The 23,822-nt window shown below is 35.1% G+C and carries 20 protein-coding genes and 1 pseudogene; 4 read left to right on the top strand and 17 right to left on the bottom strand.

All coding sequences use genetic code 11. The annotated features are described in order from the left end of the window. Positions 1-129: 129 nt before the first annotated feature. The 8 genes and pseudogenes from BM183_RS12085 to rbr all read right to left on the bottom strand — a co-directional run bounded on the left by BM183_RS12085 (position 130) and on the right by rbr (position 11,394). A complete protein-coding gene (locus BM183_RS12085; protein WP_091687133.1) occupies positions 130-963 on the bottom strand; it encodes a MerR family transcriptional regulator in 834 nt (277 codons plus the stop codon). A 280-nt stretch (positions 964-1,243) separates the two neighbouring features. Then, entirely contained in the window at positions 1,244-3,592 is a 2,349-nt protein-coding gene (locus BM183_RS12080; protein ID WP_091687132.1) for a glycoside hydrolase family 3 C-terminal domain-containing protein, read from the bottom strand. A gap of 13 nt (positions 3,593-3,605) precedes the next feature. Next, the gene (locus BM183_RS12075) at positions 3,606-4,442 is read right to left on the bottom strand and encodes a carbohydrate ABC transporter permease (RefSeq protein ID WP_242960981.1); all 837 of its coding nucleotides are present in this window, start codon (positions 4,440-4,442) and stop codon (positions 3,606-3,608) included. An 11-nt stretch (positions 4,443-4,453) separates the two neighbouring features. Further along, complete coding sequence (locus BM183_RS12070; RefSeq protein WP_242960980.1) at positions 4,454-5,386, bottom strand: carbohydrate ABC transporter permease; 933 nt, start codon at positions 5,384-5,386, stop codon at positions 4,454-4,456. Between the two features lie 115 nt (positions 5,387-5,501). Next, positions 5,502-6,893, bottom strand: coding sequence for an ABC transporter substrate-binding protein (locus tag BM183_RS12065; protein WP_170847988.1), 1,392 nt, complete (start codon positions 6,891-6,893; stop codon positions 5,502-5,504). Positions 6,894-7,076: 183 nt separating this feature from the next. Continuing rightward, positions 7,077-8,957, bottom strand: coding sequence for a sensor histidine kinase (locus tag BM183_RS12060; RefSeq protein WP_091687129.1), 1,881 nt, complete (start codon positions 8,955-8,957; stop codon positions 7,077-7,079). Beyond that, the gene (locus BM183_RS12055) at positions 8,954-10,486 is read right to left on the bottom strand and encodes a response regulator transcription factor (RefSeq protein ID WP_170847987.1); all 1,533 of its coding nucleotides are present in this window, start codon (positions 10,484-10,486) and stop codon (positions 8,954-8,956) included. The genes BM183_RS12060 and BM183_RS12055 overlap by 4 nt, the downstream gene beginning before the upstream one ends. 308 nt (positions 10,487-10,794) lie before the next feature. Next, a pseudogene (gene rbr / locus BM183_RS21505) lies at positions 10,795-11,394 on the bottom strand (rubrerythrin). Positions 11,395-11,756: 362 nt separating this feature from the next. Between rbr and BM183_RS12045 the strand changes: the two are divergent. From BM183_RS12045 to BM183_RS12035, 3 genes are all read left to right on the top strand, one after another. Then, positions 11,757-12,737, top strand: coding sequence for an aromatic acid exporter family protein (locus BM183_RS12045; RefSeq protein ID WP_091687127.1), 981 nt, complete (start codon positions 11,757-11,759; stop codon positions 12,735-12,737). A 122-nt stretch (positions 12,738-12,859) separates the two neighbouring features. Next, positions 12,860-13,114 (top strand): YkgJ family cysteine cluster protein, encoded by a 255-nt coding sequence (locus BM183_RS12040; RefSeq protein WP_091687126.1) that lies wholly within the window; start codon positions 12,860-12,862, stop codon positions 13,112-13,114. 206 nt (positions 13,115-13,320) lie between these two features. Continuing rightward, entirely contained in the window at positions 13,321-14,589 is a 1,269-nt protein-coding gene (locus BM183_RS12035; RefSeq protein WP_170847986.1) for a peptidoglycan-binding domain-containing protein, read from the top strand. Positions 14,590-14,641: 52 nt separating this feature from the next. On the opposite strand, the gene BM183_RS12030 is transcribed toward BM183_RS12035, so the two are convergent. The 3 genes from BM183_RS12030 to BM183_RS12020 are packed head-to-tail and all read right to left on the bottom strand — an operon-like array spanning position 14,642 to position 18,257. Continuing rightward, complete coding sequence (locus BM183_RS12030) at positions 14,642-16,522, bottom strand: thioredoxin domain-containing protein (RefSeq protein ID WP_091687124.1); 1,881 nt, start codon at positions 16,520-16,522, stop codon at positions 14,642-14,644. A gap of 37 nt (positions 16,523-16,559) precedes the next feature. Beyond that, the gene (locus BM183_RS21385) at positions 16,560-16,724 is read right to left on the bottom strand and encodes a DUF255 domain-containing protein (RefSeq protein ID WP_091687123.1); all 165 of its coding nucleotides are present in this window, start codon (positions 16,722-16,724) and stop codon (positions 16,560-16,562) included. Positions 16,725-16,739: 15 nt separating this feature from the next. Then, positions 16,740-18,257, bottom strand: a complete 1,518-nt coding sequence (locus BM183_RS12020; RefSeq protein ID WP_091687122.1) for a recombinase family protein — start codon at positions 18,255-18,257, stop codon at positions 16,740-16,742. A gap of 154 nt (positions 18,258-18,411) precedes the next feature. Here BM183_RS12020 and BM183_RS12015 point away from each other — a divergent pair, with 154 nt between their 5' ends. After that, on the top strand, positions 18,412-18,774 hold the full coding sequence (locus tag BM183_RS12015) for a helix-turn-helix domain-containing protein (RefSeq protein ID WP_091687121.1): 363 nt from the start codon (positions 18,412-18,414) through the stop codon (positions 18,772-18,774). On the opposite strand, the gene BM183_RS20730 is transcribed toward BM183_RS12015, so the two are convergent. The 6 genes from BM183_RS20730 to BM183_RS11985 form a co-directional block, all read right to left on the bottom strand. Beyond that, the gene (locus BM183_RS20730; protein ID WP_170847985.1) at positions 18,771-18,938 is read right to left on the bottom strand and encodes a hypothetical protein; all 168 of its coding nucleotides are present in this window, start codon (positions 18,936-18,938) and stop codon (positions 18,771-18,773) included. The genes BM183_RS12015 and BM183_RS20730 overlap by 4 nt on opposite strands. A 441-nt stretch (positions 18,939-19,379) precedes the next feature. Further along, positions 19,380-19,592: a helix-turn-helix domain-containing protein gene (locus tag BM183_RS12005; protein WP_253294823.1), complete on the bottom strand. Its 213-nt coding sequence runs from the start codon at positions 19,590-19,592 to the stop codon at positions 19,380-19,382. Positions 19,593-19,606: 14 nt separating this feature from the next. Then, positions 19,607-20,029, bottom strand: coding sequence for a sigma-70 family RNA polymerase sigma factor (locus tag BM183_RS12000; RefSeq protein WP_091687119.1), 423 nt, complete (start codon positions 20,027-20,029; stop codon positions 19,607-19,609). 457 nt (positions 20,030-20,486) lie between these two features. Next, the gene (locus BM183_RS11995) at positions 20,487-20,930 is read right to left on the bottom strand and encodes a hypothetical protein (protein WP_170847984.1); all 444 of its coding nucleotides are present in this window, start codon (positions 20,928-20,930) and stop codon (positions 20,487-20,489) included. Positions 20,931-20,994: 64 nt separating this feature from the next. Next, positions 20,995-21,933 carry a hypothetical protein gene (locus BM183_RS11990; protein ID WP_091687118.1) on the bottom strand — a complete coding sequence of 313 codons (939 nt, stop codon included), beginning with the start codon at positions 21,931-21,933 and terminating at the stop codon, positions 20,995-20,997. Between the two features lie 279 nt (positions 21,934-22,212). Further along, complete coding sequence (locus tag BM183_RS11985) at positions 22,213-23,673, bottom strand: hypothetical protein (RefSeq protein WP_091687117.1); 1,461 nt, start codon at positions 23,671-23,673, stop codon at positions 22,213-22,215. Positions 23,674-23,822 lie beyond the last annotated feature (149 nt).

Raw genomic sequence — 23,822 nt, 5'->3', positions numbered from 1 at the left:
CTTTAATTCAATGTGAATATTTTTCGGAAACTTAATATATCTGATATTGCAGATATATTTGGTTACATTATTATCATAAACTTTATAGGAGGTATAAAGTCAATAGAATATTGATATTTTTTTAACAATTTATTTTATACGAATTGGAATCTGTAATTTTAAGAACATTTCCCTCTCATTACATTTTAAGGCAGGCAATTCGGCAATTACTTCACATATATAATCTCCCACAATTTCATATCCTTTTTTATCTATCTCCTCTAAAAGCCGCATTGCATAAGGAATTTCAGCTTCAAATTTGTTACAAAATATACAGACGTACATATTACTGGGTATGGTAGTAATTAGATCTTCCGTTACAAAATCTTCATCCAGCTGTACGAATATTTCTGTTGATTCAAATACCCGATTTAAAAGTTTATTCTTTTTCATTATAGTTCCAGCATTATAAAAACAAACTTGAGGAAGGGCATCTTTTAGCATCTGTTCTTTGAACTTTCTCAATAGCTTTTCATAAGTTTCTATTCCATAATCATAAAAGTTTACTCCTATTTCCCTTACATATAATTGCCTCTTACTTATGTACTCTATGGTAATAGTACCGGGAGGAGGTGAATTTAGATATCTGTCATAGGAGTCTATGGTTCTGTTAATGGCCTTTCTCTTATATTGCAATTCTCTTATTTCATCATTGATTTTATCTTTTTGTTTCTCCAATATCTCTTTAAAGAATGCAATGTTATTCTGCTTTAAATGCAGCTTAATCTCTTTTAACGGCATACCTAATTCTTTCATATATTGAATCATATCCAACTGAGCACTTTGCTTTACATCATAATAACGATAGCCATTGCTTTCATCCACCATCTCAGGCTTTAATAAACCAAGCCGGTCATATAAACGCAGGGTTTGTTCAGAAACATGATTGAGTTTCGCCATTTTTCCTATTGATAAACGCTCCATTATTACACATCCTTTTTTGAAAACTTTATAGCAGGTATAAAGTAATGGTTGTCATGTGCCCTTTTATAGAAAGAATATTGCTTATAAAAATTATAGCATTTGTACAGCCATTGTCAATGTTGCCCATATCCCATAAACATATATTTTATTATAAAAAACTAGTAATCACCCACAAAACATAGACATTTATATAAAAAGGCTGAATCCAATGCAATATCAAATTCAGCCCTTAAAACTTATTTACTTAGATATCGTTCAGTGCCAGTGGGATAAACCTTTACTAAAAACAAGACTCTGCTTTGGACTTAGCTGTACATACCTGATTAATTTCATCAAGTTTTTCCTGCATCTCTTCTTTTGTAATATCACCACCTAATAAAGATGTAATTACATTATAGATTCCCATATAATTACCCTTTAATAATGGTACCATAGCGTCCACATTATCCTTAGTAAGAACTCCTTTTTCAACAAGGAAATCAAGATACATTTTTTTTGATACGGTATTTTCAAATACTCTGGCATGCTGGGAATCCAGATACAGATACCTGAACTTCTTTTTGGCATCTTTCATTTCCACACTTGCAGTTAACACAATATCTTCACAGGACTTTCCAATATGAATATCAAAAATACCATCCTCCACAACCCAGTCCTCAGCCTCTGGATCATAATAGGCAAAATCTCTGTAAGACAGTTCAAAAGTAACGGTTTTACTCTCTCCCTGCTCTAATTCAATTTTCTCAAATTTCTTTAGTTCTTTTATCGGACGCAGCAATCTGGATTCTTTGTCAGACACATATAATTGAACAACTTCCTTCCCTTTGCAGGAACCTGTATTAGCAACCGTTACCTGAACTGTCAATTTCTGGATGCCATTCATTACAGTTTTATCTAATTTCAAGTTTGAATAAGCAAACTCCGTATAACTTAAACCAAATCCAAATGGAAATAACGTATCAATCTTTTTCTTTTCATAATAACGATATCCCACGAAAATACTTTCTCCATATATATGATGGTTGCATTCACCTGGGAATAAAGGATAGGCAGAAGTATCTTCCAAGCGTTTTGGAAAAGATACAGGCAGTTTACCGGATGGATTTACTATACCAAATAATATATCTGCTACGGCTTCTCCAACGGTTTCACCTACTAAAAACTGTTCCACCACAGCACCTGCTCCATTAATCCATGGATCCATAGTAACCGCATCTCCATTATTTAAGACAACAATAACCCTTTTTTGAATCTTACAGATTTCCTGAATCAGGCGAATATGAGAGGAATCAATATCCAAGGTCTTCCTGTCAAATCCTTCTCTGTCATAAGCAACCCATAAACCTGCAAAAATAACAGCTGCATCTGCCTCCCCGGCTTTTTCTACCGCCTCTGTAAGTAACTGATCATTTATCCTGTTATTTATTTCATAACCTTTTGCATAGGTTATCTTAATATCATTACCTGCTAACCGGCAGATTTCATCATATGGATTGCTGATTCTGGTTGGGTTTACCAAAGTACAGCCTCCCCCTTGATATCTTGGTTCTGTTGCAAAAGCACCGATAACAGCTACTTTCTTATATTTTTCTTTGGTAATTGGAAGCAAGTTATTCTCATTTTTTAATAAAATAATTGAATCTTCTGCCACTTTTTTTGCAATCTCCCGATGAGATTCCCAATCAATACTGTCTTTAAAACGTTCCTGTGCTTTTGCTTTAAATATCATTTCTAAGATACGGCGCACACTAACATCTAGTACAGATTCATCTAAAGTTCCGTTTTCCACCGCTTCCTGAATAGATTTGTTATTTCTTCTGTTTTCAGGCATATCCAAATCATTTCCTGCTTTTAAAGCCTGCACACGGTCTTTGATACCGCCCCAGTCTGATACAACAACCCCATCAAAGTTCCACTCATCTCTTAAAATATCTGTAAGCAGCCTTCTATTCTCTGCCATCTGTACACCATTTACCTTATTATAACTGGACATAACCGTCCAGGGTTTTGCATTTTTAATTGCCAATTCAAATGGCGCAAGATAAATTTCCCTCAGGGCACGCTCATCAACATCTGAGCTCATATTAATTCGCAAGGTTTCCGCATTATTTGCAGCAAAATGCTTGATACTGGTTCCCACACCCTGACTTTGAACCCCCTTAATAAAGGCCTCTGCCGTTTTACCGGTTAAATAAGGGTCTTCTGAATAATATTCATAGCCTCTTCCTCCTAAAGGACTTCTTTTTATATTAATACCCGGAGCTAGTAAAATATTTACTTTTCTGAAATTGCACTCATCTCCCAGCATGGCCCCCATAGATTCTATGAGTTCCATATTCCAGGTTGATGCCAATGCTGCACCGGAGGGATAGCATACTGCTTCATACTGCTTGGTGATAGTAGGTGAGTTCTGGGTTAAATCTGTTACCTGCAAAAATTCAGAAGTATCTTGTTTTCTTTGATTATGAACAGGTTTCATAATACGGATTCCATTGGAACCATCTGCCATCCATATTGCAGGAATTCTTTTGTCCTCTATATCTTTTGTCTGCCAAAGTCCTATACCGGAACACAAGGATACTTTCTCCTCCAATGTTAATTTCTTCATAATATTATCAATCTGATTCATAGTTCATCCTCCTTTATCCTTTTACTCCGCTGGATGCGAAACTTTCAATGAAATATTTCTGGGTGAATAAGAACAAAATAATTAATGGTGCTAAGGCTAATGTACATCCTGCCATAATCAATGCATAATGTGTACTCTGCGCTTGTTGAAACCGCTGCAGTCCCACAGTTAATGTAAGAAGGGATTCCTTATTGCAGTATATCAGGGGATTGATATAGTCATTCCATGTCCATGAAAATGAAAATAAAAGGAGAGTCACAAGCCCGGACTTGGTTAAAGGTAAAATAACCTGAAAAAATGTACGAAAATGATTTGCACCGTCTAATTGTGCAGCTTCTGTTAGTTCATAGGGAATTCCCTCAAAATACTGGCGCATTAAAAATGTATTAAATGCCGAAAAAATACCCGGTAATATTAAAGCATAAAATGTATTGTTTAAGTGAAGCTGGCCAAAATAAATATATTTGGGTAATAATACAACCTGTACAGGAACCATCAATGTTGCCAGATATACGGCAAATATTATATTTTTCCCACGAAATTTCAGCCTTGCAAATCCATAGGCGGCGGTAGTTGATAATATCATGGTACCTATTAAAGTAACAGATGTGACGATTAAACTATTTTTATAATACAATGGGAAATCACTCTTAAACCAAACCGTAGGATAGTTGTTCCAGTTCACAACCTTTGGTATTATTCGTATTGGGAATTCCATAACATCGATTTCATTCTTAAAAGAAGCTGAAACCATCCATATAAAAGGGAATATGCATAGTAACGCAAATATACCTACCAATGCAGTTATAACCAGTCGAAGAAGAAATGTTTTACACTTTGAATTCATCATACTCCTCCTTATTAAACCGTCACTTTATCTTTCAGTTTTACCTGAAACATAGAGATGACAAATATTATTGCAAATAGTAATACGGCAACTGCAGAAGCATAGCCAATGTTATGTTCCTTAAATGCATAATGGTAAATACAATAAACTAATACATTAGTTGAATAACCCGGTCCGCCTTCTGTTAATACGTTAATCTGATCAAAAACCTTAAAGGAATTCATGGTTGCTAAAATAGAAACAAAGAAAATGTTAGGTCCCATCATTGGTACTGTAATCTTGAAAAAAGATTGAATTCCTCCAGCACCGTCAACTTTTGCAGATTCATAAATTTCACTTGATATTCCCTGCATGGTAGAAAGGAAAATAATCATATAGTAACCAACATCATGCCAGATAGACATGATAATGATTCCTCCCAATGCAGAAGCACTGCTGGTAAACCAGCCCGGTAAATTACTCATACCCAATGCACTTAGTATGGAATTAATCGGTCCCCCTTCCGGATTTAATAAAATAAGCCAGATATAGGCTACGGAAACCATAGCTGAAATATAAGGCATAAAGCACATAAGCCTTAATGGGATTTTAAAAAACACAAAACGATTTAATAAAGCTGCCATTACCATAGCGATACAAATAGATATAGGAACATATAGTCCTGTATACACCAGATTGTTTATTAGAGCTGCCTTTAGACGTTCATCACTGAACATATCAGTAAAGTTATCCATGCCTACAAACTCTATTCCCTGTAAACCCTGCATAGGGTTCCATTTTGTAAAACCCAGAAGCAGGGATAACAGAATTGGAAGTGCAACAAATATCAATATTCCGATAAAATTAGGAATAACAAACAAATATCCTGCCCTTTCTTCTCTTAGCTCCCGTTTGGTTAGCTTTTTTCTTGCTGTAATAATTTTTATCCCGTTGGTTTTTTCCTTCAAATCAATCACCTTCTCTTATTTTTGGGCATAAAAACTGCCACAAAATACAGTGTCAGAACTAATCCAATCCATTTTGTGGCAGTAAGCAGTTATCATATCACACTAATTTTATAAACTATTTATTATTTAATTCCTTACTAATTGATTCATTGGTCACTTTTTCAATGGTATCCGTAATTTCCTCAATTGTTTTTTCACCATTAAAGTAAAGCTGGGTCTGTTCCTGCATGGACTGTTGGTATTCAGCAGAACCAATACCAATAGGCTTTTGTGTACAGGTAGTCAAGTCACCAAATATAACTTTTATATCATCTGCCTCCAAATTGGAACCTTCAATAAAAGTATTGATTAAATCATCATTGTATGACGGTTTATAAGAAGGATAATTGCCTATTCCTGCAGTTCTTTTTGCTCCTTCTTCAACTATATAGCGAATAAATCTCCATGCTTCTTCTTTATGCTCAGAATTGGCCGGAATAGCTAATATGGATGCTGCCACACAGAAATTATTATTTTCTTTAACGTTTTCATCATATCTTGGCAGCGGTGCTACTCCAATTTTGAAATCGTGAGGATAATTTTCCTGATCCTTTATATTTTGTACAATCCATGAACCGGCTTGTACCATAGCACATTTTCCACCTAAAAAATAAGCGCTTTGGGTTGCTTTTGTTGCTATAATCTGATTAAAAGATAGTTGAATGCCCTCATCGTCTAATTTCTTTCTGGTTTCAAGAGCCTTAATAAAGCCCTCCGCTTTGATATTACATTTTCCATCTTCCGTATACCAGTCAGAAACCTCATTACCTATAGGGGCCCACTGTCCGTTAAATGTATGGGTATATGTTCCGTATATCTTGTCCTGTCCTTCACCCTTTGTGAGTTTTCTTGCAATATCAATATATTCATCCCATGTCCATAAACCGTCAGGATAAGGAATACCGGCTTCATCAAACATATCTTTATTGTACCAGATTCCTTCAACTGTAGAACGGTAGGGATATCCATAATACACACCGTCGTATCTTGCATAATCTAAAATATCTCCAAAATTAGCTTCCATATCAATTCCGTCTTTTTTAATAAACTCATCAAGAGGTGCATATATCCCATTCTTCATACGAAGCATCTGTTCTCCGTCAGATCCGGGCATAACATCAATTTCACCCCCGCCCATTGCAAGCACATCTAATTGTGTTAGTTTATCAGAACCATTATCCGGAATCATATGATATACAACCTTAATATCCGGGTTGGCTGCATTGAAATCATCAATAATGGATGTATCTAAGTTAACCCAATCATAATAATTAATTGTAACCTTATCCTTGGACCCAGTGTCTTCTGCTGTCTTCTTATCAACTTCTGCTGTTTTCGGTGAATCCTCTTTTACATCCTTTGTTGTACTTTTCCCGCCATCTGAATCCCCATTCTTTCCGCCGCATCCGGTAAGCATAACTGCTGCTAAAACTCCAACCACTATAAGTCTTAATACACTCTTTTTCATAACGTTCCTCCTCGCAAATTTTGATTCCACAAATGGGTTTATTCCTCCCATTCTCAGCTACTGTTACTGCTTATGCCACGTTCTTTATATCTTTACATGATTTATTATATCAGCAGGGGATGGAATAACAAGGAGCTCCATTTCAGATTTCTTCTGATTTTTTCTTATTCAAATAAAATAATTTCATATAATTTCTGTTTTTTTCATATCTCTGTCTTCAGAGTCTTTTTGCTTTATTTCATTGGTCTTTCGTTTTGGAAAAGTCAGCACAACTTCTGTTCCTTTTCCTTTTTTGCTGAACACCTCACAATTGCACTGGTCTTTATAGCATAAATAAAGCCGTCTCATTGCATTATACATACCTATTGAATCTGTTTTTTGGTATCCACTTTCTATGGTAGCCCAAAGGTTTCTGATATAGTCCAGTTTTTCCGGCTCTATTCCGTTTCCGTCATCCCGGATGGATATAACCAGTTCCTCCTCTTCTTCTCCTACCCAAATCCAGATATTCTCACTGGTATTTTCTTCTTCTAAGCCATACTTAATGGAGTTTTCAACAAAAGGCTGCAACAAGAGTTTAATCACCTGATATGGATACAGTTCTTCCTTTACGTCAATAAAACAGTGCAGTCTGGAGCCAAAACGAAGTTGTGACAGTTTGATATATAATCGGATATTTTCGATTTCATCTTTAATTGTTGTGAATTCACTGCTCATACTCATATTAGAGCGGAAAAACTTACCAATACACAGTATCATCTCAGAAACCTTTTTATTTCCGTCCAACCTTGCCTGCCAATTAATGCAATCCAGTGTGTTATATAAAAAGTGGGGATTAATCTGCATCTGAAGAGCTTGAATCTGACTTTCTTTCATTTCTGTTACCAACTCCTGGTGTTCCAGTTTATCTTCATAAATCTGATTCGCTAAATTATGAATTTTATTTACCATATGGTTAAAGGATTGGTAAAGGCTTTCAAACTCCACAAGAAATGCTTTATCTGCAATTGTTACATTTTCTTCATTCTCAGCCTGTCTAAAATGATCTTTTAGTACAGTAACCGGCTTACCAATATATTTGGCAATCAAAAAACCATTGATGGAAAATAGAAAAATCAATATAAATCCAATTACCCAGCATACAATCCACGCAAGATTACTTTCTCTGGTAACTTCCTCACGATTGGTAAGACAAATATAATTCCAATTTTTATCCGGAACAGACTTTTGCGTCATCAGATAGCTGTGCCCATCATACTCTATGTATCCGTTTCTTAATTTTTTATAAGTAAATGTCTGGCCTACTTTTCCTTTTTCTTTACTGCTGATGATAATATTGTTTCCATCTACTAATAAAAACTGTTTTGTTACCCCATTCAGATTATCTGCAACAATATTGGAAAACATATCAACATTAATATTAAGCATCACATATCCCAGCTCTTTTCCTACACTCATAATTTCATCCATAGAATTATTAGCACTGCTTTGCGTAGAATAAATTTTTTTAATAATGGGCAAAGTTAAGGTATTCTTAGTATATTTACTGTTATTATCATAGCATAAATTCATCCACAAGCTTCTTCCATGCGATTCCTTAATCTGTTCATACCATTCGTAATCAGTAAGTTTTGCCTGCTGGTTAAAGGTCTCCTTACTTCCTATTACATCTCCATTTCTGGAAAACATAACAATATTGGTACATTCGTACAGTGCTTTATTAAACCGGCTCCTATCTACCAAACTGGTGTTAATTTTAACTTTTAGCTGGCTCATATTAATGGTTTCACCATATTCGTAAGCAATCATTGCCGACTGAATATCATTGTCAAAAACAAGGCTATTAACCAGGTTATCCACCTGACTGCTTTGATAAATGGCCGTCTCGCACAGCTGCGACACTAACCATGCATCACTACTTTCCATACGTGTTTTTGATCTGTCCGTGATTTCCGCTACAATGATAATACCTGTCACTATCACTGCTACAAGAATGGATAGAATAAAAATAAATATCAAATAGAATTTTAATGAAATTTTATTGGTTATTTGTTTTACTTTCATACCACTTTACCATCCCCATTATCCTCCAAATGTCCATGAAAGTTAGAAATATAATCTGCCGGTGAGCAACCAAAATATTTTTTAAATGCATCGGTAAAATATCTAGGATTACTATATCCCACCTGTTCTGCTATTTCATAAACCTTATATTTTCTTGTGATTAACATAGCTCTGGCTTTTTCCATCCTTGTTTCAACCATATAAGTCTTAAAGCTCTTACCGATTGCTTTCGTAAAAATTGTAGATAGATATCCATAGCTTGCATTCAGCTCATTGGCGAGGCTTGCTAATGTTAAATCACTATCTGCATATTTTTCATCTATTATTTGAATTGCCTTATTAACAATAATATTATACATACTTTCCGAATTCTCTCTTAAAACCTGTTGCAAGTTGTCCATATCCTGCATAAAGTCCCGTTTCAATTGTTCCCTGTCCCCATCCAGCTCTGCTATTTCAAAAGAATAATTTCCGAAAATAAAGTCCGTATCCCGTTCTATTTTAAAGTATTTAATTAACTTAGTAATAATACTTGAACAAAAATAGTAGCCGTCTTTACATTTATAGGAATCCAGGATAGTCCACAAGTCATTTAGAATCTTATCCACCTGTTCAGATCGTCCATGTTCCAATGCTTCTACAAGATTCCGCCGAATTTCCCCTACTTTATCCCAATCTTTCTTATAACCATTACCTTCTCGCTCATAATGAATGATTACACTCTTCTCACTTTCTTTCATTAATTCAATAGCAGACCAATATGAAGAAATCACCTCTGTTTCCGAATAAATTTCTTTTCCTATTGCAATTCTGTAAACCACATCAGGATAATTTGAAAATTCCTTCTTTAGCTGCAGCATAAGTCCATTCAACCGACTAGGCAGAACCAATGCGGCAAATATCCACTTTATGCCGCAATAAAAATATTGCTCCAAAATAATACTAATCTTCTTATTGCATTCTTTCAAATTATCCATATTCGTTGTTAAGTTCAAAGCTTTAAAAGTCTTAATAACAATTAGCTCACAATATCTCTCACGTGCCAAAAGCTTAAAAAATGTATTATCAGCCTGCAGCCGTGTATTAAGAATCCGCATTAATTCATATTCTTTATTAAAAGGTGCTGGTTTTCCCTGCACGCTCGGCTCCTGGACCGCATCCAACTGTTCCTTTATTTTTTGAAATGTATCTTCTATTTCTTCCTGCCCCAAAGGTTTCAATAAATATTTCTCAACTTTCAGCTCAATAGCTTGTCTCGCATATTCGAATTCACTGTATCCACTTACAATAACTGCCTTCAAATCAGAATGATACTCTCTGGCCTGCTCAATTAATTCCAATCCACTCATTTCAGGCATTCTGATATCAGTTAAAATTACATCTGCGGGATAAGCCTTCATGGAATCCAGCGCTTCCAATGCATTACAATACACTCCAATAACAGTAAACCCCAATTCTTCCCATGGTATAACCTTTTCTAATCCTTTGCGTATAAGTTCATCATCATCTGTGATTATTAATTTATACATTTTTACCTCCATTTCAAATAGATACCACGATATCTTTACACTTCTCCATTATTACATTTAATAATTAAACTCATAATACTAGCATTTTTTAGCCTTTGCAATGAAAACCAATTAAATGTGTAATTGGGAAACTAACCCACACCGGGACTTTCACCCGATAAATTCTGCCATGCCCATAATAAAATGGACCAAATCCATTATATACGGATTCAGTCCATAAAAGCTTTTTAATTACATTTATGATATTCAATTCTTTTTTATAGATAGGCTTGATATATTCTGTAAAATGTCTTTTACCTGAACGAATTTTATTTATTTTGATACGGTGCCAATTCCAGACGGATAAAATACCCTCTATTATGGTCACATACCGGACATTTCTCCGGTACTGTTTTTCCATAGTGTACATGCCCACAGTTCAAACACATCCAGCCTGTTTTCATATTGGATACGAATAACTCATTTTTTTCAAGCATGTCTGCAAATTTTTTAAACCGGTCACCATGGGTTTTTTCAATTTCAGCAATCATATAAAAGGAATTTGCCACATTTAAGAAACCTTCTTCTTTTGCCTTGTCACCAAAATACCTATATACATCTTCGTATTCTTCATATTCGTTGTGCTGGGCCGCCCTTAACAAACCGACCATGTCTTTTTGTAAGTCTACCGGATAATTACCATCTACATGTATATGTTCTCCTACTAATTCCTGCAAATGATTATAGAATATTTCCCCATGTTCTTTTTCTTAATTTGCTGTAAATGTAAATATTGATTCAATTACATAAAGATTTTCCTTTTTTGCCAAAGAAGCCCCAAAGGTGTATCTGTTTCTGGCCTGACTTTCTCCCGCAAAGGCCCGCATTAAATTATCCTTGGTTTCACTGTTTCTAAACTCAACTGCCATAAAAAATCCTCCAATTTTTATCTTAATAGATAAGGTAGCATGACCATAACCCTGCCTAATTTAGTGTATACATCTTCTGGAATTTTTATTAATAATTTTTTTAATATTGTTAGTTCCAAAGAATTTATCTGTCCATACCATTCTGGTAATTTTCCAGTTTTACCAATCTAATCTGAATTAATTATTTTTTTACCTTAAATACCCTTGAGTTGTAATAGGAAACTAAAAATCTTATGAGTTCTATTAGTACATCTTTTGGGGTATTCAAACCTTTAATTTTCTAGAATAAAGCCATCAATCCTATGCAGTAGTAGAAATTTATGGTATGATTAAAATAAAATGATATTTAAAGAGGAGTAGCAATGAAAAAGTTTAATAAAGTTAGTAAGATTGCTGTAGGTAGTACTCTTGCCATCTTGCTTGCTAGTTCTATTGGACTGGACTATAGTATATCAGCAGGGATAATAACCCTTTTAACAATACAGGATACAAAGAAAGAAACTATTTTTATCTCCCTAAAACGTATAATTGCATTTTTATTTGCCACAATACTTGCTCTTATTCTTTTTTCAAATTTCGGATTTACTACAATTCCTTTTGGTATATTTCTATTTTTGTTTGTAGGAGGTTGTTCTATGGTAAAGTTACAGGATGGAATTGCTATGAATTCTGTACTTGCAACTCACTACATTCTCTCTAAGAGTATAAGTATCCACATGATAACAAACGAAGCCCTTCTTCTATTCATCGGAGCAGGAATTGGAACACTTATTAATTTATATATGCCAAGTAATATTAAGCAAATCCGGGAAGTTCAGGAACGAATCGAATCTGATTTACGTAAAATATTATTTCGCATGGCCTATTTTCTTAGAGAAGCAGACAAAAGTGAATATAAAGATCACTGCTTTACACCATTGCAAGAAGATATCAATCTAGGCCTTACTTATGCATATACAAACATGAATAATACCTTATTCCAGGAGTCAGAATATTTTATCCGTTATATGGAGATGCGAAAACACCAGTTACAGATACTTACAGAAATTTATAAAAAAATTATATCTCTCCACTCTGTACCAAAACAAGCTTTACCAATTTCACAGTTTATAGAAAGCATCGCTAATTCTTTGGCAGAATCCAATAACGCCAAAGGACTATTACAATTAGAAGATAATCTTGAAGATAAATATAGACAAAGTTCTCTCCCGCTTACAAGAGAGGAATTTGAAGACCGTGCTGTGCTATATATGATATTAAAGGATTTTAAAATGTTTCTCTTAGTAAAAGAACAGTTTGCAGATACATTAACAAAGGATCAGATACAAAAGTACTGGTCCTAGTGGTCAATTATAAAAAGATTTTATGAAACTAAAGTATCTGGTTAAGCAAATGGCCGGATTTAATAGTTGTGTCTTGGGACTTGTATAATTAACATATAAAAAATGTAAGAAAGGACCGACTTATGGAATGCCGAAGTAATTGCGCTGCCTGTTGTATTGCTCCATCCATTTCCTCTCCTATTCCCGGAATGCCTGAAGGTAAACCTGCCGGTATTCCCTGCATTCAGTTAACACCGGACTTAAAATGTAAATTATTCGGAGATAAAAAAAGACCTAAAGTATGTTTAAGTCTTAAACCTTCGCAAGATATGTGCAGGACAACTAAGGAGGAGGCTATGGGCTATTTAAAAGAGTTAGAAGAACTTACTGGTCCATGACTTAAGTTCTTCTAACTCCATAATACAGTGAATACTGCTTCTTATAATATGTTCATTTAATAAACTATGGAATAAGGTCTGCTACTTTCTATCCATTCTCCTATTACTTCCATACCTATTTATAAAGTACAGGTAATCATTTAAAAGAATCTGGCATATATAAAACTAACATGATATTTTTATTCAAAACCAGATGGGAGCATGAAATGGATAATAATAATCAAACAACTCGCCTTGCCCAATCAGAAACCGGTTATTACGGTACACTTTATATTCATGTTATATGTGAACTTGGATCAAGACCTGTTGATACAGCAAATGTAGAGATTTACAATAAAAGTGATCCAAATACATTACTGACCAGGCTTTATACGAATATCTCCGGTAATATTTCCCCCATTGAGCTGCCTGCTCCACCTTTAGAGTACAGTATGGCACCAACAGATGCTTTACCATATTCAGAATACATTTTAGTCATTTCCGCACCTGGGCTGAGAACTGTAATAATTGACAGTGCACAGATATTCCCCAATATGGTATCCACACAAAGAGCTACCCTTCCACCAATAGATGACACTACTAATGATCCTAAAATCATAATTATAAGCCCCAATTACTTAAATGGTTCCTTTCCTCCAAAAGTTGAGGAGGATACCATTAAATATGAATTTGAAACTGGAGAAATATCCACCGTTACAATTCCAGATCATGTTATTGTACACAATGGCATTCCCGGTGATGAGTCTGCAAAAAACTATTATGTAGAATATGGGAGCTATATTAAAAATGTTGTTTCCAGTATTTCATATCCCACCTGGCCGGAGGAAGCCCTATATTCTATAATTTTATCAGTAATATCATTTACCCTGAACCGAATCTATACTAACTGGTATATTAATCAGGGGTACTCTTTTAACATAACCTCATCAACTGCATATGACCAGTTATGGGTATATGGCAGAAACACTTTTTTAAACATTAATACTGCCGTAGACAATATATTTAACTTTTTTATCGTCAGCCCTGGAATTTCCCAGCCTCTGCTTACACAAATCTGCTCAGGTATCACTAACGACTGTCCGGGTATGCTTTCTCTTTGGGGGTCTAAAATGTTTGCTGATACTGGATATGACTATTTATCTATTATTCGATATTATTTTGGAGATAATGTATTTATCACTTCCACCAATGATATTGAGGGAATACAAGTTCCTTGGGAACAGCAGGTATTAAGTCTTGGATCTACAGGGAATAATGTAACTGCCCTGCAGAATCAATTAAATATTATATCCCGGGTATATGTGGCTATCCCTGCTCCTGAAACAGATGGAATCTTTGGTCCCGCCACTGAAGCTGCAGTAAGGGCATATCAAGCTATTTTTAACGAGCCGGTAACGGGAGTGGTAAATGCTGCTACCTACTTCAGCCTTGCCAAACTTTATAACCGCCTGACCAGAGAAGAAAGATGTACTTAGAAAAAGTTATAAGAGTGCCAAAGCCACAATAACCGGTTTTGACACTCTTATTTTATAATGATATATTTAACAAGCTTTCCAAATCATGAATATCTGTTGTTGGAGCCATACAGGCATGATTTTCACACAGATAATAGGTTGGCACATCTTCTTTCATGCTGTAACCAGAAGTAAATTCAGCAATGGTTTTTAATTCTCCTTCATTCTCCAATGTCTTCCCAATAATACTTACATTAGGGAGAAAGTTCACAGCCATTAATTCTTGAAACTCTTTCAGTTGCCAATCCTTACCTGCCACACATATTAATTCCTTTGTAGGATAATGCCAAAGCATGACTGCCATCATTGAAAAAGTATGACTGCTTGGATAATCGGATATTTGTTTCATTATGAAATACATTTGTTTTTCAGCTGTTTCACTTATAGCTATATCTCCGGTATAGAGTGCAAGTTTTGATAATACATAGGCTGCCGTTGAGTTCCCGGAAGGAATGGCCCCATCATATACTTCTTTTGGCCTGTGTATTAAAAGCTCCCCTTCCTGGGAATACAAATAAAAACCACCATGTTCCTGGTCAAAGAACTGTTCTGTCATTACCTTTGTAAAATCAAGGGATTTCTTTAAATAGTCCACATTCAGTGTGGCCTCGTATAAACTAAGCAATGCCCAGATATAAAAAGCATAATCATCAATATGACCCACTCCTGTTGATATGCCTTCTCTGTAATGTACAAATAATCTTCCATCCTTACTTAATTTATTCTGAATAAATTGTTCTGCTGATTTTGCTGCATTTAAATATTTTTCATCCCGTAAAATCATATAAGCCTTTGCAAATGCAGTAATCATAATTCCATTCCAGGAGGTTAGTATCTTATCATCTTTGTGAAGTTTTGTACGATTTATACGATAGTCATAAACTTTCTTTCTTATCGCTGTAAGTTTATCTGATTCCAAACTTCCCTCTTCCTCAAAATTAGAGTAGTCCACATGCAGCCTGTTTGGAATACTTTTGCCTTCAAAATTACCATGTTTTGTAATATCATAGTATTGATTGAAATATTCACCATCTTCCTTACCTAGAACCTCAATAATTTCTTCAGGAGTAAAAACATAATATTTTCCTTCCACACCTTCACTATCAGCATCCTGGGCACAATAAAATCCGCCTTCCGAAGAAGTAAGTTCTCTTAAAACATACTCCATAGTCATTTCGGCAATTTCTTTATACTGATTTTTATGTGTAAACTGATAACATTCCAAATAAGCGATTATCAGTAACCCATTGTCATATAGCATTTTTTCAAAATGAGGAACCAGCCATTTATGATCTGTGGAATACCTGGAAAACCCATAACCAATATGATCAAAAATCCCACCTTGGTACATGCCGGTAAGAGTTTTTTCCACTAGCTTCAAGGCTTTTTCGTTTTTTTCAAAATATGCTGCCCGCAGCAAATACATTAAATTATGAGGTGTTGGGAATTTGGGCGCATGGCCAAAGCCACCATACTTTTTATCTCCATGGTTTAGTAATGTATGGGTAGCATCCCTTAATAAATCTTCCGGATTTACCTTCTCCGAATAGTCCATGGCATATTCTTCTTTAATGGCATTGGTTAAAGTTTCACCAGACCTTAATAAACTTTCTCTGTCATCCACCCATTTATCATGAACCGTTTTTAATAATTCCATAAGGCCAGGCATATTATATCTTGACCTTTTAGGGAAATATGTTCCTGCAAAGAAAGGTTTTTGATCTGGAAACATCATAATTGTTAAAGGCCATCCGCCACTGCCGTTTATCTTAATACAGGCAGACATATAAATGCTGTCAATATCCGGTCGCTCTTCTTTATCTACCTTAATAGCAATAAAATATTGGTTTAATAAATTAGCTACTTCCTCATCCTCAAAAGATTCATGTGCCATTACATGACACCAATGACAAGTTCATAAAAGCAAGTTGTCAGCTATACCCAATAGAAAGGAAAACAGGTTTATCTTCCAGCCTTGCTTTCTCAAATGCTTCCTCTCCCCATGGGTACCAATTTACAGGATTGTGTGCGTGCTGTAATAGGTATGGAGATTTTTCATTGATTAATCTATTGGGTATTTTTTTCTCTGATAACATGCGTAATCACCCCCTTTATCTAAATATAATGTTTACATTAATACTATCCCCGTCACGTTGGTAAAAGATACATTCAATTATGGTTTTATACAAGTCATTTCGTTCTTTACCGTCCGCAGCAGCAGTTATATTATCAAAAAAGTATAATAAGTTTTCAAGCCTTTCTTCATTGTTTTTTTGTTGTGTAGCCTGTAACTGTTTTTTTAACTCATAGATTTCAGTTGTGACACTGTCAATAGCCTTATTCCATTTTTCTTTACGTTTAAGCCATTCATCACGACCGTAATCACCTAAATCATAGCTGTCATTTACAGTATCTAAAGCCTTTTGATATTTTGCTAACAGTACCTCGTTATCATGAATCATACTGCTTATCCTATCGTAAAGTTGTGTATCCGTTTCACAAGTGCTATTTATAAACTCATTCTTATATTTTGATATTTCATTCAAAATAATTTTTTCTAAAGTGTCTGAAAGGATACCAGAGTTTCTGCACTTATTACCCAGCCTGTCTTTATACCAGCAAGGCTTTATATATACACAACCATCAACAGTATGTAACGAATGAGAATGTCCACATTTTGCACATTTTACTAAACCGGTCAATGAATGTGTCTGTTTACGACATTTCACAGGTACCTTTTGCCTTTGATTGATAATATATATTATTTTTTCGTGTTCCTCAAGTGTCTTAACTGCTTCATGGCAATTCTCCACTATCACCCATTCACTTTTAGGTAAAACCCTGTATTCTTTTGCATTAGGACGCTTATTTTTATGTCCGTCACCTTGCGTTTTATTGCTGATGATTTTACCTAAATGGATTTCGTTTGTAATTAACCTTTGAATAGCTGTGTTGCTCCAATAATTTCCTTTTGGTGTAAGCATACCTCTCTTATTAAAACTTTCAGCAATTTTTTGTGGTGAAATGCCTAGCAAAGCCATTTCTATCATTTCACGATAAATAAGTAATCTTTCGTCATTCACAACAAGCCCCTTTTTATTAAATTTATCCTTGTACGATTGATATACATAAGGAAATGGGGGAATGCCGTTCGTCCATTGACCTTGCCTTGCTCCTATTTTTTTACCCTGACGTAATCTTTTTGTTATCATCTTGTATTCTCGTCTTGCCAAAAACCCCTTAAATTCAACCATTTCATCATCAACATCGTCGTTAAGATCATAAAACTTATCCGGCGTTATAATTAGTGTTTCAGACTTTTTAAAAGTCTTTATTATTCTGTCCTGGTCACCCATATCGCCACGGCTAAGTCTATCATAATCCACAACACATACAGCATCATATACCCCCTCTTCAATTTCTTTCAGTAATTTTGACATTTGGGGACGCATTTCAATACTATCTGATGTACCAACCTCTAAGTATTCAACAAATCTAAAGTTGTATTTATGGCACAAGTCTGTGAGTATCATTCTGTGCTTTTCTAAATCTTTCATGCTTTCAGCACGAGATTTTCTCAAATAATTTGCAACAAAACGAATATCATATTTGTTATCATTAAAGTCCATAGATACTCACCTCCTGTTGTAATACTCAAAATATTGGACATTTATTCTGGAATGTGATATTATTTATTTAATATATCCTGTTAATGATATTGTATATCCAAAATAGGATATTGTCAATAATAAATATCCTATTTTGGATAAAAGGTGGAATACTATGGAGCATATTGGTAAACGTTTATCATACGTCAGAAAAAATATATTTAAGCTGAATCAAAAAGATTTTTCAAATCTTATAGGAGTATCTCAAGGTGCTTTAAGCGATATAGAAAACGGTAATAGAGGGCTATCAATGGAAGCCTTAATTTACTTGTGTAAATATTCAAAAGGGGATAATTCGTTTTCTTTCTCATGGTTGCTTTTAGGTGAAGGGGAACCTCTCAACTTAGAAGTTCCATTACTTACGGACGATGAACAAGAATTGTTAAACAGTTATAGGCTATTAGACAATCGAGGACGACATATTATCCATGCCACTATTTACCAAGAACTTGACCGTAACAAATTATCAAACAATTAGTATTTCTCGATTTTTACGGCTTTACTATCATCAGAAGTAAAGTCCGTTTTTTTCTTATTTGCATTTAACATTAATTTATAAAGCTGATTATGGAAGTTCTTTAATGCATTTTCTGTCGGCATATTAGAAGATACTATTATTTTTAATTTATCTGATTTTTGCATATTACCCCCAATAACTTGAATGAATTTACTTTAACAGCAAAATCGAATAGCTCTGGCAAAGCTCACGGGAATTTCACCCCTGCATGGTTCTCATGCAGCCGTACCCATTGCCTGCGACGGTTCTTTCACGCTCGGACTATGGCTGTACGGGAGTATCATTATCACGATAGGGAAGTCATGGCAGCTGCCTTGCCAAAGGCGGCTTACGGAACCCTGACAGGAATCGCTCTATTTCTTTCCTCCTTTCGGGTCATGGCGTGTCAGTCCGTCGGCTCTCTCCCTATTGAAATGTATTCGATTGCTTTTATTTAATTTTCAAAGAACAGCAGACTTGACAGCCTGTCAAAACACACTGACGGCAGTATGCTTTGACAGAATGACAAATTTCACCGTTCGGGAAGCGTGGAGCGTATCAGCACGCTTCCACGAAGGGAATTATAGTTATTTGATTTCAAAAGATAAAATCTTAGTAATCAGTCTGGTTTCCATTCTGCTTCGCAAAGTTTCATCAACGACCATATGCTGATTCCCGTATTCGTCTTTCATCGGGCGGAGAGATCTTTTGGCAATATAACCCCTGTAATGCTTCACAATCTGATTGATAGCCTCTGTATCACCATCTGTTGCCGCTACGATAACAGAATAGGGAACCATGGGATATGTGGTTTTCACTCCGTATGCTCCTCCATAAATTCTTTAATAAAGGCTAGTCCATTGGTTCTGTGACGATAGACCGTAGAACGGTTCAACTTTAGCATTTCTGCTATTTCAGAATCATTCATATCCATAAAGTAGTAGAGTAAAATAATTTCTCGCTTTTTTTCCGTCAGATTTTTTAATGCTTCACTTAATAAATCATTTTCCACACCTATAGTTGAGCCATTTAGAGTAAAAGTATGAAAATCAGTTGAATAGCTATCTATGGCTGAAAATTGACTGACAAGATAATCACCTATATCAGAAAACAGGACTTCCCGTTTTGATAACCTGGAAATATATCTCTGGTAGTCCTTTCGCTCGTCCTCCATAGCTCGTTTACATATATAATCAAACTGATTCTCTATGGTGTTTTGAAAACAAGATGGCTTCATGGTATCTCACCCCCCTTCCTTGCCATAAAAAGGGAGTGAGCGTCAACTCTTTTGCTCCCCTTTCACACTAAGTCCCGATAAGGGAGGTCTCTCAGTTGCATTGGGAGTAAAAATTTTTGGAACAAAAAAGCACACAAACAGATTTCTATGTCTGAATGTGTGCCTGTTAATTCTTGCAATATTAAAAAGTATTGGAAGTCAAACTGATTGTTAGCAAGCCCTCTGAATTGATTCAATTATTCTATAGCAGCTTTCCTCCGGTAAGCTTGCATAATTTAAAAAGTTTATATCTTGCGTATAAAAACAGACAGCAGATGACCGCCGTCTGTTCTGATAGGATAATTTGATTTTGTGCAAGAAAACGGTATTCACACAAGAAACTTTTTAATTATTGCTGTAATGACAATATAAATAGTTTTACTTGAATTATATTTAACTTGTTTTAACTCACAAGAAACTAATTATATTCAACGGTCTTACTGTAAACCGTACCTGATTCCGTTCCATTTGTGCCACTTACAGAATAATTTGTCTTGACTCTATATTCTCCTTTTGAGACTGTATATTTCTCGGAAATATAAACAGAAGGATCAGTAGAAGAAGAATCAGACCAACTTTTGATATTTGTCCATGTACTTCCAGATTTCTTTTGTAATGTGCAGGTAAGAGAAATATTTTTTCCTGATGGGGTCTTTTGCACGCTTCCCTTTATTGTAGCCGTTCCATCAGAAATAGTAAGCAAACTACTTGCACTATTGATATAAGTATATTGAGGTGTGATGATTGGTATATCGCTTGTATTAATCATTTTTTCACCTGCCAGTGCTGGAGTTGAAATGAAGACACAAGAAATTATAATCAAAAAACTAATTTTAATGGTATTTACAGTTTTTTTCCACATATATAAACCTCCTATAGTTAAAATACAATCTCTTTTAACTGCAATTAATATACAGTTGTATATTTTAATTAGATACCTCCATATCATAGTCCAGTTCTTTATATATTTCCTGCACAATATCACTATCAATTTTAAAAAACTGGGTTTCAATTCCTATGGTTGGACTGCTGTCACCTGATAAGTAAGCATTATAAGTTAATACGTCCCCTTTAAACATTTTTATTAAAATATTATAGCCACCATTATTCCAATCAATTACTTCGGCAGAACTGCTCATTCTGTCCAGTAGATTACGAGCCTGTTCTCCTGAAAGTGTAACAATGGAATCACTGGCTTGTATGCCACTGATAACTTGGATGATCATAGAATCTATTTCTTTTAAAGCAGCGGTATCAAAAGTTTTCCATCCGGAAAGATGATGAATTATTTCGCTCAATTCCTCGGATAAAATATCCTCGCTGTCATGAAGAAGGTTATCTTCTGTACTAAATCTCACAAAAACTGTTTTCTTATCATAGTGGGAAAGAAGTTCCAACTGCGTAACTTTGTTATTATGGGCATAGTCAATTCTAAGTCCCGCCCCGTCCATTTGAGAATAAGGAGTTTCACTTGTCTTTAGCTCTGTTTGTGTAAGTAAATCAAAGATTTTTTCAATATCCTTACGATATTCTTCTTTATCTAAAACTACATTCTTATACCCGGGTAGAAGAAATGAAATATCGTTTACCACACCACTTGGAAAATGCAATCTGCCGTTTTCGTTTATAGAAAAATTATTAAGTGCTTCGTCTCCCTTAATTGACAGGAGTTCCTTATCTAGTGAATCGGATTCCGTGGCATCAACAGGGGACTCCGTGGCATCTGTGGACGGCATTGCAGAAACCTCTTGTTTTATATCAGCTTGTTCCTCCGAAATATCTTTATCTGTTGTCTTGTTTTTATCAGAAGAGCACCCTGATAAACTAACTACGCATATCAGTAAAATAGCAAATAACTTTCTCATAATGATATTTCCTCATTTCAATTAAATTTAAGTAATTAAAAATGCTGCCTTTATTAAAAATATAACCACAGTTCCTCCAATTTAATATATGAAAAACTGATAAGCTTATACTAATTAAAACCTTATTTGGCTAAGTATTAGAAACTGTACTTTTTTCATTTTCTCTGTTTAATCCGCAAATGACTAAACCAGCCATTTGCGGATTCTAAAACAAGCCTTAATCAGCAGTTTCTAGCCGCATTTGTCATAGATACCTTTTGTCCTGTACATATTATAGCTCTACTTACCAGAGGAAATCTCTGTTACAGCCAAATCAGAAAGACTTACATGTAATTGAAGTCCATTTGTATATTCTATAGAATAGGAGAGTTCATATTCTCCAATATCATTTTTAACATAAATCAATCCACTATCTTCTATATCATTTATTTCTTTTCCTTCAGATTTTAAATATTCTTCTGCGCTTAATATCACATCTGAATAAGTATACTTCTGGCTTCGACTATAATCAGATCCAGCTATCTCGGACACCGGCTGAATATCTCTCCAAGAGTCAATAATATCGTAAACGCCATCATTGTCTACTCCAACGGATACCATATTTCCCTCAATAGGTATACCATAGGCAGAATTATTGTATGTAATACGTTTTGATATAACTTCACTTGGACCGTCTGTACCATCCTCCTTAATTTCAGCGCACTTAACCAGATATTCTTCTACAAGAGAATTATCTACAACGTTACCAAGGTTAAGCTGATTAGATAATAATTCACGAGCAATAGTATTTGCCTCATTTACATTACCTATAGCTATATCATTTGGCTCGCGAACTGTAATTCTTTGAGAATCATTTGAAGAAGCAATGGTAACGTCTGGCATTATATTTTTAATATCATCTGCTCCAATTTTAGGTTCGTCACTGATTGGTACAATTTTTAAAGGAACACCCTCACTCAAGTATTCAGATGCTTTATCACCGGAAGGCATAACTGCTTTAACTTCAGCCGCCGGATTAGATAACCCCCAGTAACGATAAATAGGTGTAGATGATGTAGGTGTTGGATATTCGCTATTACGTTCATTCTTAAATCCCGGCATTCGATAGTATTCATTATACCCGTCTTTATAGGCAAGTACTATCCACGAACCGCTTTTTCCAACCTCGACATTCGCCGCTTCCCATGAGTAACGTACTGAATTACCATCTTTAACTGCTACAAAAAAATGATCCACAAGCGTTTTATCTTGCGAAGAAGGTGCTTGTTCATGATAACCAGCTATGACTCGAACTTTTGAGTTACGCATTTTATTTGCGAAAGATACACGGTTTGAATTTCCATCAAGCTGATAGCATGCCGCAAAAATAGCAATCTTTAATGGTGATGAAGAGGTTGGATTGAAATAATCCAATGTCTTGAACGATGGCCCATTAATCACATTTAAGCTTGGTGTACTACTGCCATGACTACTCCAATAAATTACATCGTTTCCACTCGTACTCGCAGTTTTTAAATTTGCTCCCGTAGCTTTCGTACTGCTGCTCGTCCTATTACCTCTAAAACCTTTATATGTAACACTATATCCATTAGCTTTTAATTGTTTTTCAAATTCCTCAACATCGCTGGCACTATCCGTATCTCCTTGGAGAACCGTGGCACTTGCAGCATAAGCAGCAACAGATGTGTTAAATACCATACACACGGCTAATATACAACCTAATAATCGTTTTATGTTCATAAAATTCCCTCCTTTTTATCCAATAGTTTCCTTGCAATCGTTTCTGTATTATAAAAGTAAATATTTAAACCAATGGAATCACCCCTTTCATCTGCTCTTATACATATAAAAACAAATGAGAGAGGGGTATTGTGACAAAAAAGAGGGAG

This window comes from Anaerocolumna aminovalerica, from assembly GCF_900115365.1.
In the GTDB taxonomy this organism is placed as follows: domain Bacteria; phylum Bacillota; class Clostridia; order Lachnospirales; family Lachnospiraceae; genus Anaerocolumna; species Anaerocolumna aminovalerica.
The sequence above is the reverse complement of the archived record's forward strand: the minus strand, read 5'-3'. Positions and strand labels throughout refer to the sequence as shown.